This is a genomic window from Mucilaginibacter pedocola, assembly GCF_002013915.1.
Lineage (GTDB): Bacteria > Bacteroidota > Bacteroidia > Sphingobacteriales > Sphingobacteriaceae > Mucilaginibacter > Mucilaginibacter pedocola.
Genome location: NZ_MBTF01000001.1, coordinates 885,095 through 902,356, shown reverse-complemented (window position 1 = coordinate 902,356; position 17,262 = coordinate 885,095). Strand labels below are relative to the sequence as shown.

The 17,262-nt window shown below is 47.1% G+C and carries 14 protein-coding genes; 8 read left to right on the top strand and 6 right to left on the bottom strand.

Annotated features, from left to right (window positions below; translation table 11 throughout):
- Positions 1-5: 5 nt before the first annotated feature.
- The 6 genes from BC343_RS04095 (at position 6) to BC343_RS04070 (ending at position 7,058) form a co-directional block, all read left to right on the top strand.
- A complete protein-coding gene (locus BC343_RS04095; protein ID WP_078346425.1) occupies positions 6-1,106 on the top strand; it encodes a hypothetical protein in 1,101 nt (366 codons plus the stop codon).
- A 165-nt stretch (positions 1,107-1,271) separates the two neighbouring features.
- Positions 1,272-1,742: a RidA family protein gene (locus BC343_RS04090; protein WP_078346424.1), complete on the top strand. Its 471-nt coding sequence runs from the start codon at positions 1,272-1,274 to the stop codon at positions 1,740-1,742.
- An 8-nt stretch (positions 1,743-1,750) separates the two neighbouring features.
- Entirely contained in the window at positions 1,751-2,860 is a 1,110-nt protein-coding gene (locus BC343_RS04085; protein WP_078346423.1) for a D-TA family PLP-dependent enzyme, read from the top strand.
- A 96-nt stretch (positions 2,861-2,956) separates the two neighbouring features.
- A complete protein-coding gene (locus tag BC343_RS04080; protein WP_078346422.1) occupies positions 2,957-4,027 on the top strand; it encodes a dipeptidase in 1,071 nt (356 codons plus the stop codon).
- 12 nt (positions 4,028-4,039) lie between these two features.
- Positions 4,040-4,450, top strand: coding sequence for a hypothetical protein (locus tag BC343_RS04075; RefSeq protein ID WP_078346421.1), 411 nt, complete (start codon positions 4,040-4,042; stop codon positions 4,448-4,450).
- 10 nt (positions 4,451-4,460) lie between these two features.
- Positions 4,461-7,058 carry an MGH1-like glycoside hydrolase domain-containing protein gene (locus BC343_RS04070; RefSeq protein ID WP_078346420.1) on the top strand — a complete coding sequence of 866 codons (2,598 nt, stop codon included), beginning with the start codon at positions 4,461-4,463 and terminating at the stop codon, positions 7,056-7,058.
- A gap of 8 nt (positions 7,059-7,066) precedes the next feature.
- Here BC343_RS04070 and BC343_RS04065 read toward each other — a convergent pair whose 3' ends face one another.
- Positions 7,067-7,387, bottom strand: coding sequence for a hypothetical protein (locus BC343_RS04065; RefSeq protein ID WP_078346419.1), 321 nt, complete (start codon positions 7,385-7,387; stop codon positions 7,067-7,069).
- Between the two features lie 259 nt (positions 7,388-7,646).
- Between BC343_RS04065 and BC343_RS04060 the strand changes: the two genes are divergently transcribed.
- Positions 7,647-7,841 (top strand): hypothetical protein, encoded by a 195-nt coding sequence (locus BC343_RS04060; RefSeq protein ID WP_078346418.1) that lies wholly within the window; start codon positions 7,647-7,649, stop codon positions 7,839-7,841.
- Positions 7,842-7,934: 93 nt separating this feature from the next.
- Positions 7,935-9,893: a glycoside hydrolase gene (locus tag BC343_RS04055; protein WP_078346417.1), complete on the top strand. Its 1,959-nt coding sequence runs from the start codon at positions 7,935-7,937 to the stop codon at positions 9,891-9,893.
- Between the two features lie 88 nt (positions 9,894-9,981).
- On the opposite strand, the gene BC343_RS04050 is transcribed toward BC343_RS04055, so the two are convergent.
- The 5 genes from BC343_RS04050 to BC343_RS04030 all read right to left on the bottom strand — a co-directional run bounded on the left by BC343_RS04050 (position 9,982) and on the right by BC343_RS04030 (position 17,251).
- A complete protein-coding gene (locus BC343_RS04050) occupies positions 9,982-11,322 on the bottom strand; it encodes an FAD-binding protein (protein ID WP_078346502.1) in 1,341 nt (446 codons plus the stop codon).
- Positions 11,323-11,439: 117 nt separating this feature from the next.
- Positions 11,440-12,684: a hypothetical protein gene (locus BC343_RS04045; protein WP_078346416.1), complete on the bottom strand. Its 1,245-nt coding sequence runs from the start codon at positions 12,682-12,684 to the stop codon at positions 11,440-11,442.
- 130 nt (positions 12,685-12,814) lie between these two features.
- The gene (locus tag BC343_RS04040) at positions 12,815-13,387 is read right to left on the bottom strand and encodes a peptidylprolyl isomerase (protein WP_078346415.1); all 573 of its coding nucleotides are present in this window, start codon (positions 13,385-13,387) and stop codon (positions 12,815-12,817) included.
- Between the two features lie 317 nt (positions 13,388-13,704).
- The gene (locus BC343_RS04035) at positions 13,705-14,337 is read right to left on the bottom strand and encodes a response regulator (RefSeq protein ID WP_078346414.1); all 633 of its coding nucleotides are present in this window, start codon (positions 14,335-14,337) and stop codon (positions 13,705-13,707) included.
- 52 nt (positions 14,338-14,389) lie between these two features.
- Positions 14,390-17,251: a sensor histidine kinase gene (locus BC343_RS04030; protein ID WP_078346413.1), complete on the bottom strand. Its 2,862-nt coding sequence runs from the start codon at positions 17,249-17,251 to the stop codon at positions 14,390-14,392.
- Between the last annotated feature and the right edge of the window lie 11 nt (positions 17,252-17,262).

The following is a 17,262-nucleotide window of genomic DNA, read 5'->3' as shown; positions in this document are numbered from 1 at the left end:
TTACAATGAAATTCACCCTGAAATTCCTTGCCGGGACAGCTATTTGCTTTTTTCTGGCACAAACTAATGCAAATGCTCAAGGTTGTGTAGCCATCCGCAGTACAGGTGGCCTGTGCAGTATGGCCGAACACCCTGATAGCGTAACTTCTGATGGTGGCTGGCTATTTAATAGCAACAGCCGTTACTACCGCTCTTACAAACACTTTGTGGGCAACCAAGAGCAGCACGAGCGTATCGAATTAGGTACCAACGTAATTAATCACTCGTACGCGCAGGATCTTACCCTTACCCGCATTTTCAATAACCGCTGGTCGTTCTCTATCGATGTGCCGTATTTGGTAAACAGCCGTTCATCGTTGTACGAACATGGTGGCAAAGAGCGCCGTTTAACACATTCTAATGGCCTCGGCGATGTTAGCCTTAGGGCATATGCCTGGTTATTAAACCCTGCTAAAGCTAAAAAAGGTAATATCCAGGCTGGTTTAGGCCTTAAATTGCCTACAGGTAGTTATACTTATACCGATTATTTTTACAACACAGGCGCTAATGGCGCCAAAACTTTAGGCCCGGTAGACCAATCTATTCAATTGGGTGATGGCGGTACAGGCATTATTACCGAGATCAATACCTACTACAACTTCTCACACCGTTTTGGCCTTTACGGTACCTTTTACTACATGATAAGCCCGCGCGAGCTTAACGGTGTATCGAGCGCCCGTGGCGGCACCCCAAGTGCAAAAGCGGTTGCCAATGGCAGTGATATTATGAGCGTGCCCGACCAAATGATGGTGCGTATGGGCGCCAACTACGGCGTTGGTAAATTCGACCTGTCGGCCGGTATCCGCTACGAGTGCCTTCCTGTAAAAGATTTGGTTGGCGGTAGCAACGGTTTCCGCAGGCCGGGTTATATCAGCTCTATCGAGCCGGGAGTTTCTTACCGCGTGCACAAGTTCAGCATTTACACATTTGTACCGGTAGCTATTGCGCGTAACCGTACCCAAAGCATTTCTGATAAAATTACTACCCAATTAACCGGCGTAAATGCACATGGCGATGCTGCCTTTGCAGATTACTCGGTAAACCTTGGCGTATCATTCAAATTATAATTTTCTATACGTGTTTAATTAATTGGTTAAGGCCGGGCGTAGTGACCCCGGCCTTTATTAATTAAAAATATGCTCAGTGTTAAACTTTAAAAATTTCATGTCCCGGCAATGTCTTTATTTGCAGTATTCATAAAATTATTGCCAACTCTTTAATAGTTTTACAGCATGAATAACGCAGAACAAAACTTCACAGCATTACGCTTAATATTACCGCCGGCACCAAAACCGCTGGGCGTGTACAAGCCTTGTTTGGTTGACGGAAAGTACCTTTACCTATCTGGCCACGGTACCGTTAAAAGCGATGGAAGCCTTATTATTGGCCGTATTGGTGCCGATATGACACCCGAAGAAGGCAAGCTTGCTGCCCGCCAGGTAGGTTTAGCAATGTTGGCCACTATTAAAGCTAATATTGGCAGCTTAAATAAAATTAAGCGCGTAATAAAAGTATTGGGTATGGTGAACTGCACACCCGATTTTGAGAAACACCCTTTCATCATTAATGGTGCAAGCGAGTTGTTCGCTGCCGTTTGGGGCGAAGAGAATGGCATTGGCGTACGCAGTGCGGTAGGCATGGGATCGTTACCGGACAATATCCCTGTTGAGATAGAGGCCTTATTTGAATTAGAAGACGAATAACTATTAGCATGCTGCAAGACTGGTATATCATCAAAGATGTCGACAAGCTGGATACACCGGCTTTAGTAGTTTATCCCGATAGGGTAAAATATAACATCGCTTTGGTTAAAACCATGGTTGATGATGTTAGCCGCCTGCGCCCGCATGTAAAAACGCATAAAAGCCCCGAGGTTAGCAAACTGATGTTGGGGGCGGGTATAAGTAAATATAAGTGTGCCACCATTGCCGAGGCAGAAATGCTGGGTATGGCCAAAGCACCTGATGTGTTGCTGGCCTACCAGCCAAATGCGCCGAAGCTTAACCGGTTTATAAAGCTTATCGGGGTTTATCCTGATACCGAATTTTCGTGTTTGATCGATAACCAAGCAACGGCCGATGCTATAGCCGAAGCGGCTTCGGAAAAGGGTATCATCATCCCGGTTTATATCGACCTGAACATCGGCATGAACCGTACCGGCATTGCGCCCTCGGATGCACTGGAGCTTTACCTGGCCTGCGCCGAGAAAACAGGCATTACCATAAAAGGCCTGCATGCCTATGATGGGCATATTCATGATGCCGACTACGCCGTGAGGCAAATGCGGTCGGACGAGTCGATAGAGCCTGTGCTGGAACTTGCCGAAGCCATTTACGACGAAGGCTATCCTGCACCAATAATTATTGCGGGCGGCTCACCAACGTTCCCTATCATCGCGGCACGCGAAAATTTAGAATGCAGCCCCGGTACGTTTGCTTATTGGGATAGGGGCTACGAGTTGGCCTATGAAGAGCAGCCCTTCCAAACAGCGGCTTTGATTATGGCAAGGGTAATATCGCTGCCCGATGAAACCAAACTATGTATTGATGTTGGCCATAAATCGGTGTCGGCCGAGAACGAATTGAGTAAACGCATTTACTTTTTAAACGCCCCCGAACTGGTGTTTAAAGGCCACAGCGAAGAACATTTAGTTGCTGATGCAGGGGCGGGCCATCAGTACCAGGTGGGCGATATTTTATACGGCCTGCCATACCATATTTGCCCAACCATAGCTTTATATGAACGAGCAATAGTTATTGATAACCATGAAGTTAACGGCGAATGGCTAAACACGGCGAGAGACAGAAAAATAACTATATAAAACCTGTATTTCATCGATTAAATCATTTTCAATCGATGTAATCTGTGTTAATAAAATCGGTGGAATCACACCCCATCGGTGTAATCCAAGATAAATATGTTTATAGTAGATGCCCATCTCGACCTTAGTATGAACGCCCTGGAATGGAACCGCGACCTTACGCAGCCCATTGCAGCAATTAATGCACGCGAGGCCGGCCTAACAGATAAACCCGACCGTGGCCTTGGCGTAGTAGCCTTGCCCGAGCTGCGTAAAGGCAACATCGGCCTGGTAGTAGCTACGCAAATTGGCCGCTACGTAGCGCCCGATAACAATTTGCCGGGTTGGCATTCGCCGCAACAGGCATGGGCACAAACACAGGGGCAACTGGCCTGGTACAAAGCCATGGAAGATGCCGGGGAGATGGTGCAGGTAAATGATCTTGCCTCGTTAGAGCAACACCTGGCCCTTTGGAATGACGGTGCAGATAGCAGCAAAAATCCCGTTGGTTATATTTTAAGTTTAGAGGGGGCTGATTCTATTGTTGATGTAAGCTACCTGCAACGCGCTTATAATTACGGTTTGCGTGCTTTGGGTCCAGCGCACTACGGTCCCGGCCGTTATGCCAATGGCACCGATGCCACCGGCCAAATGGGGCCGAACGGTATTGCGTTGCTGAAAGAAATGGAGCGCCTGAACATAATACTGGATGCCACCCACCTGTGCGACGATGCATTTTGGCAGGCGTTGGATAATTTTAATGGCCACATTTGGGCAAGCCACAACAATTGCCGCGTTCTGGTAGATCATAACCGCCAGTATAGCGATGAAATGATAAAGGCCCTTGTAGAACGCGGAGCCGTTATTGGCGTTGCGCTTGATGCCTGGATGATGGTGCCCGGATGGGTGAGAGGCCAATCGACCCCGAAAGGAACCAATTGCAATATGGAGGTAATGGTTGACCATATTGACCATATATGCCAGATTGCCGGCAATGCCTTACATGTAGGTATGGGTACCGATTTAGATGGCGCTTTTGGTAAAGAGCAATGCCCTTACGATTTGGAAACCATTGCCGATCTGCAGAAAGTGCCCGAATTATTGATGAAACGCGGTTATACCGACGAAGATATCACCAACATGATGCACGGCAACTGGCTCCGTTTTTTGCGAAACGCCTGGAAATAATATTTACCAAAATTGAAACATAAACACCTGTTTATATTGTTAATGGTTTGCCTGACGGGATGCAAGAAGTTGCCGCCTGCAGGTTTTTGGACAGATTTTGACAGCCCCCACATTACAGATAAAAATAGCGACCAGGGCCCATGGGGCGGTAACCGCACAATTTATTGGGAAAACAAAGCCGGTATAAAAGATACCGATATGCTGAAGTTTGCCCATGAGAATGAGTGGATATTACTGAACACCCGCAACGTGATAGACCCGGCCGTTGAGATGGACAAATGGATAAAGTATCCCGGCAAGCTGTACATTTTTAATTCGGAATGGACAACCGAGGTGGATGGTAAGGATAAGATAGCTTATGGCTACATCCTCATCAGCGACGACCATAAGCGTATGTCGCTTTACCACAGCTGGGGGCAATAAACAAGCAGATATGAACGAAGAGAAGGAACGCTTAAAAGATGCGGCCTGGAAAAAGTGGGGGCCGTATGTAAGCGACCGCCAATGGGGTACCGTACGCGAAGATTATAGCGCCAACGGCGATGCCTGGAACTACACCACGCACGATATGGCCCGCAGCAAGGCCTACCGCTGGGGCGAAGAAGGCATTGCCGGAATTTGCGACCGCAACCAATACCTCTGCTTCGGCATTGCTCTGTGGAATAAAAAAGACCCTATACTGAAAGAGCGCTACTTCGGGCTGAGTAATAACGAAGGTAACCACGGCGAGGACGTAAAAGAACTTTACTATTATTTGGATAGTACGCCTACGCACTCGTACATGAAAATGCTGTACAAATATCCGCAACAGGAGTTTCCGTACGCCGCGTTGGTAGAAGAGAACAGGCGCCGCAACCGCCAGGACCCGGAGTTTGAACTGGTAGATACCGGCATTTTCGATAACAACCAATATTTTGATGTTTTTGTAGAATATGCGAAGCGGGATCAGGACGACGTTGCCATAAAAATAACCATCCACAACCGAAGCAACACAGCGGCAAGCCTGAACGTGCTGCCTACCTTGTGGTACCGCAATACCTGGGCGTTGGGCTACGACAATTTGGTGCCTTCTATAAGCTCAGCATCGGTCAACCAACTTAAACTGCAGCATCACGAACTGGGCGAACAGTATCTGATTGCCGATGGCAAACCCGAACTCCTTTTCTGTAACAACGAAACCAATACTATTCGTTTTAATAATTACGATAGCGGCAAGCGTTTTTATAAGGATGGTATAAACAACCACATTGTAAACGGTGCTGATAGCGTTAATCCCGATAAGAGAGGCACCAAAGCTGCTGCTAATTATGATATTACCATCCCTGCAGGTGGTGAGTATGTTATTCGTTTGCGCTTATCTGATAACCAACAAGCGGATCTAAATGGCTTCGATGAGGTTTTTGCTACCCGCAAGGCCGAAGCCGACGAATTTTATAAAGGGCTGCAATCTGGTAATAATGCCGATAGGGGCATGATACAAAGGCAGGCATTTGCCGGTATGCTGTGGAACAAGCAGTTTTATTACTACGATATACACCAATGGCTAAAAGGCGACCCGGCCCAACCCGTGCCGCCCGCCCAACGCCTGCACGCCCGCAACAGCAAATGGCCGCAGTTTAATAATCGTGGCGATATTATTTCAATGCCCGATAAATGGGAATTCCCATGGTTTGCTTCTTGGGATCTGGCTTTCCATTGTATACCATTAGCCAGTGTGGATATGGCCTTCGCTAAACGCCAGCTTACTTTATTGGTGCAGGATTGGTATATGCACCCGAACGGGCAACTGCCCGCCTATGAATGGGATTTTAGCGATACCAACCCGCCCGTACATGCCATGGCCACCTGGAAGATATACCTGATGGATAAAAAGAATAACCAGGGGCAGGGCGATACCTATTTCCTCGAACGCATCTTCCATAAGTTGATGCTAAACTTTACCTGGTGGGTAAACCGCAAGGACGAGGCAGGCAACAACATTTTCGAAGGCGGTTTTTTGGGGCTGGATAATATTGGCGTGTTCGACCGCAACACACGCTTTGGCGATGGTACGCACCTGGAGCAGGTAGACGGCACCAGTTGGATGGCCATGTACTCACTAAACCTCATGCGCATTGCCACCGAACTGGCCGAAACCAATAGCGCCTACCGCGATATTGCTTCTAAATTCTTCGAGCACTTTATTTATATAGCCGGTGCTATGCACACGCTCGGTACCGATAACGTTGGCCTTTGGGACGATGCCGACGGCTTTTTTTACGACCAACTGCGCCTGCCCAACGGGCACGCCGAAAAAATGCGTGTGCGCAGCATGGTAGGGTTGATACCGCTGTTTGCTGTGGAAGTGTTGGATGACGATGCTATTAACAACAATACCATCTTCAGTAACCGCATGAACTGGTTTGCGGCCAACCGGCCCGACCTGGCCTCGCTGGTATCGCGCTGGGGCGAAAAAAGCGGTACAGGCATGCACCTTATTAGCCTGCTGCGTGGTTACCGTATGAAGAGCCTGCTGCGCTACATGCTTGATGAGAAGGAGTTTTTAAGCCCTTACGGCGTACGCTCGCTATCAAAATACCATCTCGAGCATCCGTACAGCGTAAACCTTTACGGCAATAACTTCAGTATTAAATATATCCCTGCCGAAAGCGATAGTGGTGTATTTGGCGGCAACAGCAACTGGCGTGGGCCCGTTTGGATACCTATGAATTACCTCATTATTGAAAGCCTGAATACGTATTACGAATATTATGGCGACGATTTTAAGGTAGAGTGCCCCGTAGGCAGCGGCAACATGATGAACCTGAAAGAAGTGGCCAATGAGCTTTATACCCGCATTTCGCGCATTTTCCTGAAAGACGAAAAGGGTAGAAGGGCCGTGTACGGAAGTTATGAAAAACTACAAACCGACCCCGAGTTTAGCAACCATATATTGTATTACGAATATTTCGATGGCGATAATGGCAGCGGTAAAGGCGCAGCCCACCAAACCGGCTGGACTGGGCTGATAGCCAATTGCCTATATCATTAATAATCGCTTTAAGTTAACGCCGGCGTTTCTAAGCCCGATGCACCTGTACTGAATAGCCTGCTGATAAAGGACTTCAAATGCTCCAGCAGGCTTTGTTGTTTTGGCTTTTCGGCTATTACCAATTCTTCCTGTTTTGGGCCTTGGGTGGGGGAATTGTGTTCCTGCATTTCCTCCAAAATGCTTTCGCGGATACTTGGGTCGCGGTTAACAATTTCGTCCAGTTCGGTAAGGTCGTTAAAGTTGGCATCGCCGTTTAGCTGTTTCTTAATCAATATTTCAAAGCGCTCCTGGCTGAAAGTACGCCTGATCAATGGCCGGTTAGTTTTCATATCATGACCCAATATGCCTTTTATGCGTCAAATTAAATGCCATGCTTTTAAGGCGTTGATTTTTAGTATTTTGTGATGGTGTAAAATTGTTCAGTGTGCTGTAGTGATACAGTGGGGTGTTCGGTTTTGGAATAGGGAAGAGAGGCTTTTAGAATACTGGTTTAGGAAGTCGGAATTACTAATGTAAGAATATTTATTGCTAAAATATTTAGTAATTTAAAAGCTTTATACTTAACTTTGAACATCAAATTCAACGGTTATGGAAAACATGCAGGAAACACAGCAGCTGAGGCAATACCTTGCCGAAGCGGTAGATATGCTCGATGATCTGAAACCTAAACTGGCCTTATTCGAGAAACAGCGGTATTTCCGTTTCAAGGCACAACTGCGCCATTTTTGTGAGCAGGATGCTATGGCGGCTAAAGGTTCGGCTATGCCTGTGGCCGGCAGGTAACGTATTTACATTTTTTGTATAGATGTTAACATTTGCTTGCAGCAGATAGCTTTTTGCGCAGTAATTTAGGCGGCTATAAACCATACCTTCATTTTGAAAGCTTACCCTACTTTTTTTAGTAATGCACTGCGTTTAGTTGTCTGCACCTTATTATTAATATCCGGTGTTTTATTCACCCACAACGCCCATGCGCAGGCAGAAGTGCAGCCCTGGGGCAATATGGTGGGCATACGTAACAAAGGCCAGTTATATACTTTTGGCAGCAGCCTGCGGGTGTTTGGTGCCGATGGTAAGCACAAAGCCTTTACTGCTAAAGAAAAGCAGTCGCCAAAGTATAGCCGCCTTGGCGATGCGCAAAGCGTAGTTACCCGTATAGATAGCCTGTTTTTTAAACAAACCATTACCGAGGCCGGGCCCGGAAAAGCGAAGGTTAAAGTAGAGACAATTGTAAAACAGGATACCACTCTGCAAGGCCTTTTCTTTTGTATTACGCTGCCTGCTGCCGAGTACACCGGTGCCACCGTGCTGTTATCGGGCACCAAAAGTGATGAGCTGAACCAGGGTACATCTGTACTTCCCAATACATTTATCAATACCGATGCTAAAGCTGTAGAAGCTGTTGCTGCCACGCGAAAGCTGAATGTTGACTTCGAATCACTTCAACGTATTGTCGCGCGTGTTGATGCATCGGGCGATATCGAACTATACATCCCATTGGCTATGGGAATGGTACACCGCGGTGACACCCTGCGCAAAGAGTTTACTATTAAAGCACAGGGCGATGTAGATGAGCAGCCTGTAAACATCGCCATTAATACCACCCAACGGGGCCGTGCCTTTGCGGGTCTTGGCGGTAACTTCCGCCTGCAAAACCCCAAAACCGACCCGCAAGTGATTGACTACAGCCTGCAAAACCTGCGCGTTGCATGGGGTAGGGTTGAGTTGCCATGGCGCTTTTGGCAGCCCAATAAGGATGTAAACCCTGCGGGTGGCGAGCTAACCCCCTTCGTGTTAAAATCTATGCAGATGGCCAAAAGGCTGGATAGCGCGGGCATGCCTATTATCCTTTCGGCATGGGCACCACCGGCATGGGCCGTAGTAGGCGAGCCGCGTTTTCAGCCTACGCCCGAAGGCGTTTGGGGTAACCCGCTGAACCACGACAATGATGAGGCGATCTACAAATCTATTACCGACTATATATTGTATATGAAAAGCCACTTCGGCTTCGAGGTGAAAATGTTTTCGTTCAACGAGTCGGACTTGGGTATAAACATCCGCCAAACGGCCGAAGAGCACCGCAATTTTATAAAAGGGCTGGGCGCATACATGGCTTCCAAAGGTTTACGAACCAAGGTTATGCTAGGCGATAATTCGGACGCGACCACCTATAACTTTATCTATCCCGCCATGGCCGACCCTGAAGCGAGGAAATATATCGGCGCTATTTCCTTCCATTCGTGGAGAGGCTGGGAAACCGAAACGCTGCAAAAATGGGCTGATGCCGCCACGCAACTAAACTTGCCACTAATAGTAGGCGAGGGCAGTATTGATGCTGCTGCATGGAACTACCCCGGTATTTTCCAGGAAACAACTTATGCCTTAGAAGAAATAAACCTGTATGCCCGCATGCTGGCCATTTGCCAACCCGAAACCATACTACAATGGCAACTTACTGCAGATTATTCACCACTGATAGGTGGAGGCATTTTTGGTAACAATGAACCTTTACACCCCGGTCAGCGTTTCTGGAACCTAAAACAACTGGCTACCACGCCTAAGGGTTTGTTTGCTATGCCGGTAAGTGCAGATAGGCCGGGTATTTCCGCTGCCGCCATGGGCGATAATGGTACTACTACCTATGCCCTGCATCTGGTAAACAACGGCAGCACCCGCGATGTGGTGCTAAGCGGATTGCCCGCCAGCATTACACACCTGCGCTATTATATCACCAATACTAAGATGAATATGAAAGAAGAGGACGTTGAGGTGAAGGATGGCGTTGCCAAATTTAAGCTTCCGGCGGTAAGCTTTGTGAGCTTGATGACTAAGTAGACAGAGACGCAATTTAGCGATGGAGCGATGTTCACGATAAAAGAGATTTGACAACTTTCAAAAAGTTGTCAAATCTGCATGATAGTTTTTAAACCCCGTAAATATTATGGCTTAAGAAGGTATTCCTGAATTTGCCTTTGGGGTCGTATTGGGCAACAACCTTTTTAAAGCCGGCCAGTTTTTCGTAACGCGACGCTAATGCTTTTGGTGCGATGGTAAATATTTTGCCCCAATGTGGTTTGGCGTTGTAGGGTGCCAGTTCTTTTTCAATAATGGGGAGTAGGCGCATTACGGCTTCCGTTTCGGGCTTCCAGGTAAAATGGATGGTTATCGATTGTTGGTGGTAGCAAGGGCTCATCCATAATTCGTCGGCCGCAATGGTGCGTATTTCAGTGATGAAGAGGTGCGGGCTTATTTGCTTGCCCAGTTTCGAGATAGCCGATATAGCTTCCACAGCATGTTTCATCGGTATAAAAAACTCCGACTGTAATTCTTTCCCGGTGCTGGGCGTAAAGCCCATCTTAAAATGCGGCAGGCGCTCGTACCATACTCCGGGCACGCCCATTTGGTCGGTACATTTCTCGGCAGATTGGGCTATTACCGGGTGCAGGTTTTTAGTAGCGGCCTTTGCGCCGTAAAACTCAGCTTCGGTATGGTCCTTTTCGTCTAAACGGCTTTTTATCCAAACTTCGCTAACGGTATCGCTTGCCCAGTTGGTAAACAGGCTAACGCTATAACCTGCCGATACTATCTTATCAAAATTTTGTTTCACCTGGGCCAGCGGCATATTGGTGAACACGCGCTGCCTTATCTGGAAGGTAGGGATAATATCCAGCGTTACTTTGGTGATAACTCCTATAGCGCCCAAACCCACTACTACCGAATTAAGTTTGGAAGCATCTGTTTGTTTAGAAAAATGTACTACGGAACCATCTGCAACTACTACCTCTAATCCGCTTACCGAAGTAGCCAAATTGCCATTTTTTACGCCCGAACCATGCGTGGCGGTGGTGATAGAACCTCCTACCGAAATATGCGGCAGCGAGGCCAGGTTGGGCAACGCAAAACCTTGTTGATGCAGATAGGGGGCAAGCTCACCGTATTTAATGCCGGCCTCAACGGTAACGATTTTTGCTTTGCGGTCTATAGCAACTACCTTATTGAGGTCTCGGGTGGATAGCAGGTCGTCTTTACTATCGGCAATGGTATTAAAGCAGTGGCGGGTACCCAGCGTTTTTAGTTTGGGGTATTTTTTCACAAGGGACTGCACCTCGGCAACCGATTTTGGGTATTGCACATTGCCGGTACTATAAGTAACGTTGCCTGCCCAGTTTTGCAAACGTGGCGCTTGCGCCCACGCTGTTATTGGCGATAATGCAGAAGCGGCAGCAAAAGTACCGCCCAGCTGTATAAAGGTTTTTCTTTTCATAAATTGGCATCGGGTAATTGGTGAATGCAATATAATGTTAAAGTTTTTTAAAAAAGAAAACCCCGGCGCAAACAGCCCGGGGTTCCTAAACAAAAAACTAAACTTTAAAACACACATTTATTTGACCCCGAATACGAGCGGGAACAGGAAAGCTACAATGATGGCCCATACAAAATAAACCGGCAGATACGCTGCTATTACTTTACCCACGCCTGCAATGTCGCCGCGTTTGGTTGCCGCCCTGAATAACTGAAATGCAACCGTAAGTAAATTGGCCAGTATCACCAAATTGCCGCCCAAAACAGCCGTGCGATTAGCCGTAAAGCCCCCGGTGGTTATCCTGAACAGGATGGCCGATAGCGCGATGCTGTTTACAATAATGGTAAGTACCGATAAGGTAAACAACAACCAGGTTTGCAGCCCGCTTGCTTTACCTTTATTTCCCTCGGCCACCGAGAAAAATATCAGTGCCATTACGCCCACCAGTAATACGTTAAACATGAGCAGGAACTCGCGGTTGTTATAAGGATTATTGCGCGAATAGATCATAGCAACCAAATAGGCCGAAAGCATTACCACCACAAGCGGCGTAAATATTTTAGCTATAACCGGCGATATTTTCCCTACTAATTGCGGGTTGGTTTGGGTAAGGTAAGTACCTAAAATAGGTGCTGCCGCAAGCCCCATTACAGCTATGTTATCGAAGTAAAAATCTTTGATGTTGAAGCCAATGAGCTCGAAAAGCCCGACGGTGATAACCGATGTAAGCGCGCCTGCAAGCAGGATAAGCCCCGTCATGATCACCAGGTCGGCAATGTATTTGAGGAAACCAAGGCGACGTTCTTCGTTAAAGCCTGCTCCACCTGCATAGGCGAAACCCAAAATGCAACCCTCAAAAATAACGAGGTGAATGCACGATAGGATCAACGTATCTGCTTTGGCAGCAAAAGGCATAGCGTTAATATAAACCAAACCTGCCAGCAACGCAATGGCCGCGAAAGCTATTTTACCTACCGACAAATTGCTTTTCCAGCCGAAGTAAGCGGTCAGCAATGGTAGGACAATGAAGCCTAAGTTGCGCGGATAAAAAATATCCTGATCTATATTAAAGATGGTTGGCAGTTTAGCCAACAAGCCGGCAAATAAAGCCGCTATTACAACCAAGCCAATTTCGCGGGCGCTGCCCCAGCTGATCTCTTCGCTTTCGTAGTTGAGGCGTTCGTGCCAAAATTCTGCAGAGGGGCTGCCCTGTAGTTGGGGGTAAAGGGTGGCAAAATCGCGTTTAAAGAGCGCTTTGTTGCTGCGGTAAAGCTTCTCGAGCACCGCAGGCCGGTTTTGGTTTTCTAATATCTGCTCCATCATGATTTAAAATTTATAATTGCTCAAAAGTTCTTTGTGATACAAAGTTAATATAAAGTACTTTGTATTTCAAAGTTTTATTTTGAAATATTTTTTGAAGGGTTTAATAGTTAGAATATAGGTAAGAAAAGAGCTATTGAAGCCTTGTGATATTATTGATAATGACCGGCTTGAGTAGATATTGGTCCTTATCTTTCTGGGCCTGTATTTCCCTCACCACATCCATACCATCGGTAACCTTACCAAAGGCAGCGAAGCCCTGCCCGTCGGGATTGCGGGCTCCACCGAAGTCTAATGCCGGTTGCTTGTTTACACAGATGAAGAACTCGCAAGTTGCTGAGTTAGGTCCGCTGCGCGCCATTGATAGGGTGCCATCGAGGTGTTTCAGCCCGGTTTGTTTGGTGCTTTCCATGGGGATGTTATCCAGCGCAAGGCTATCGGGTACGTTACCGCCTTGTATCACCTGTATCTTTACTTTCCGGTCGGCTTCGTTAGCAGGCGTACAAACCCTGAAAAAGCTACTGCCTTTGTAAGCTTGCTTATCTACATAACGCATAAAATTAGCTACGGTAACGGGAGCCTTATCGGGATAAAGTTCAATAGCTATATCGCCAAGGGATGTTTTAATAATGCAGCGAATAGGAGGGGCAGCAAAAGCCGAAGAAGCTATGACCGAAAACAAACATAGGGCGAGAAACTTTTTCATTGCAGGCGTTGTGAAGAAAATATCACGGAAGGTAATGAATTTCTCTCAAAGCAAGTATTTACTGTTAACAGAGCCGGGGAGATCTGCTTTTGAAACATACACTGAATTTTGGCTAAGGCCTTTGCAATTTCAATACCAAACCGTTCCATAAATGGGACGGCAATGAGGATTTAAAAACTGAAATTTATTGCCGTTCGGCTTCAGCCAACGGCCTATGAACTAATAAAGGCGGCTTCAGCCAAATTTGAAGCGGAAGCAATTTAAAAGTGACTTCCGTGCTGAGAGTACCTGTTAGCTGGGAAGGTGCCTTTGCAACATCACCTTATCCCCCTATACTTATTCAGCGCCTCTACCTTATTTTGTACCTGTAGTTTTTCGTAAATATTACGGAAGTGTTTTTTGATGGTTCCTTCGGCCACGAAGAGTTTTTCGGCTATTTCTTTGTAAATGAGCCCTTGGGCAAGCAGGTCGAGTATTTCTTTTTCGCGGCGCGAAAGGCGGTAGTCGGTTGCGCCGGCAGCGGGTGGTTGGCTTTGGTTGAATAACGATATCACTTTGCGCGATATATAGGGGCTCATGGGCGAGCCGCCGCCTTTTATTTCGGTAATGGCCGCGCGCATTTCTTCGGCGGTAGATTCTTTCAGTAAATAACCCGTGGCCCCGCTTTTTAAAGCATCAATAATGGTGGGGTTATCATCGTGTATAGTGCAGATGAGAAATTCGGTGGTTTTAAGTATGCCTTTTGCCTGCCTGATGAATTCGATACCGGTTAGCCCGCCTAAATTGATATCTACAATAAATACATCCGGGTTTATCTTACCAATATCGGCCAAAGCGGCCTCGGCATTGCGGAACGATGCTTCGAGCGTTGCCTCGGGCATGGCCGCAATGATCTTCTCCAGGCCCTGCCGGAAATAAATATTGTCTTCAACCAAAGCGATGCGTAACATAGGGCTAAAGTGTGATTTTGGCGGGATATTAAAAATACCTATTAAGGATGATTTAAAGCGGCACTTTCAATACAATGGTGGTGCCCTTGCTATCAGAGCTGATTTTGAATGTGGCCTTTAATCCTGCAGCGCGCGACCGCATATTACGCAACCCGGTATTTGCGGCAGAGCGCGCGGCTGCCACTTCAAAACCCTGCCCGTTATCGCGGATGGTGATGGTAAACGTCCGTTTGATCACCGAAATTTGCAGGTTTACCTCATCGGCATTGGCATGCTTGATAATATTGTTGAACGCTTCTTTCACGAAAAGGAAAACCTGCCGCCGCAACTCGCCCCGCAAAACTAAACCGCTGCTTTCATCAGTAATTTGCTCTTCCAGCCGGATGTTTTTATGGGCGAACAGTTTCTTGGCCTGATTCCGAATGAATATAATGAGGCTGCTCACGTCGTCGTTTTCCATATCCAGGCTCCAGATAATAAGGCGCACCTGCGTAGATATATCGGTAATAGCCTCGTATATAGCGGCTATTTCCAACTGCACATCTTTGTCGGCCGCTTTATGGGTTAACAACTCGGTTTGCAGTTTAATGCCCGAAATGCTTGCGCCAAGGTCGTCATGCACTTCGGTACTTATACGCTGGCGTTCGGCCTGCAGGGCCATTTCGCGTTCAAAGTCCTGCCGTTGCAGCCTTATCACCGATAGGTAGTAGCGGCGCACCAGCACAAAAAGCAAAAACAGCATAGCCAGTGCCGCAAGCGCCTGTAACCACACGTACTGGTACCATGCGGGAAGCACCGCGAAACGTGTAATAATAGGAGGGCTGTAGTGGTTAAACCTGTCTATTGCAACCACCTCTAACTGGTAACTACCCGGGCTAAGCCTGATAAACTCTTTCTCGCCCGATGTGCTGGCTGTCCAATTGGTGTCAACTCCTTTTAAGCGGTACCGGAAACTAACAGTACCAAGGCTTTTGTAGGAGATGGCATAGTACTGCAGCTTTATAGCCTCGCCGAAATGATATTGATCGTTTTCTTTTTTCGATTCGGCAATAAGTATGGGCGATAATTTGCTCGGCTCCAGGTTTTCGGGAACAACGGCTATACCTTGGTCGGTGGCCAAAAAATAGTGGCCATTCGTTTTGGCAATATCGGCAACGTTGTCTGAGGGCAGGCCTAAACTGGTATTAAAAGTTAAATGCTTTTGTAAAGCACCATCGGCCCTGAAGCGAAGCATAACCGCGCCGGATGAAGTGCAGGCCCATAAGGTGTTTGCATCCGTCCACACTACACGGCGTACATCGGAAGAAGGTAGGGTTGGGGTGTTGATATGCTGCAACTCCGACCCGTCGAAAATAAATAGTCCGTTATCTTCGGTGGCGATGGCATAGCGCGCTCCGTTGACGGCAAGCGAGCGCACCGCTCTCACGCCATCCTTTTCGAACAGGCGCGTACGGGTAGAGTTATCGTTGCCTTTATGGTAATCTACACGGTAAAGCCCGTACATAGTGCCCACCAGTTTATAGTTTCGATACAGGGCAAAGGAGGTTGGCCGCAAGCCCTCAACAAAGTACCACCCGAACATCTTGTTCCAGTCGGATATCACCCTGATGGCGTTATGGTTGATGTAGGATACTGTATCGTTATGTTCGATGATATCTTTTACCGGGCCTAAGGTGTACATTAACCGCGGCCATGCCGGCGAGGAGGTCTTTGATGCATCTAACTTCCAAATACCATTATCGGTACCTATTACCATGAATTTGTTTTTCACGGGCAAAAAAGAAGTTATGCGATTAAAGTCCGACCTCCCTTGTTTCAGGTTGAGTGTGTCTATGGCGTAGGTTTGCGGCCCTGTAGCTTGGATGATGCTTACGCCCGTAAGTATATGGCCTGCAAAAAGGCGGTTGTTAAGTACTGCAAGTCTCAATATATGATCATTGGCAAGCCCTGATGACGCATCGAGTAATTGCACCCCGGGGTTTACGCCAAGATATAACCCTTTATCGAAGGTGCCCATCCACAGGTTGCCTTCGCTATCGGTTAATGCATGTGTAGTGATGCTGCCGTTGAGGTAATTAACCCGCGTATGCTTCTCAAAATCGAAAACATACAGCCCTTTTTTAAATGTGGATACACAAAATTTATTGCCGCCTATAAGATTCACGGCATTTACCTCTCCTTCAATATCGTAACGGTGCAGTGGTTTTAACCCCGACGCGGTGCTGTAGTATACCTGAACCCATTTTTTACAGATCAGCAGAACATACTTGCCTTTAACTTCCAAGCGGTAAGGCTTGATGTAATTAGGTGAAGCGGGGAAGCTATCGGCAGCCAGTGTTTCCCTTATCATTTTATCGTCACGCCCGGTTAGTGTTACGGCCTCGTTATTGGCACCATAAACTGTGTTTGCGGTATCGCGCATGTTGTGTGGTTTTACATTTAGTTCGGGGAAGCGGTAAATGATGGGACGCAGGCCGTAAATTACGCAAAGCTCATTGTAGCGATTAAAGCACATAGATGCCGTTGGTGGCCAAAGTATTTTATCGCGCGAGGCAAGCCGGTTTATGCGCCCATTCTCGTAATAGCAAACACGGTAGTTATCGCAGTAAAAAAATATGCGATGGTAGCGGTCTTCGGCAATGCGGAAAACCTCGTTACTTTCGAGCCCCTCGGCCGATGTGAAATTTTGAAACTGCCGGCCATCAAAACGGCTTACGCCACGGTCGGTAGCAATCCAAATAAATCCTTTTGAATCCTGGTATAAATAATAAACAAGAGTGCTTGGCAAACCTTGCGGCAGGCTGTAATTGGTTAAAGCAATGTGCTGATAAGGTTGCTGTTGGGCAATTGTATCATTAGCCCTGCAACAAAACAGGCAACCCAGTAAAAAACTAACAAAAAAACGATGGCGCATTAAAGGGTTAA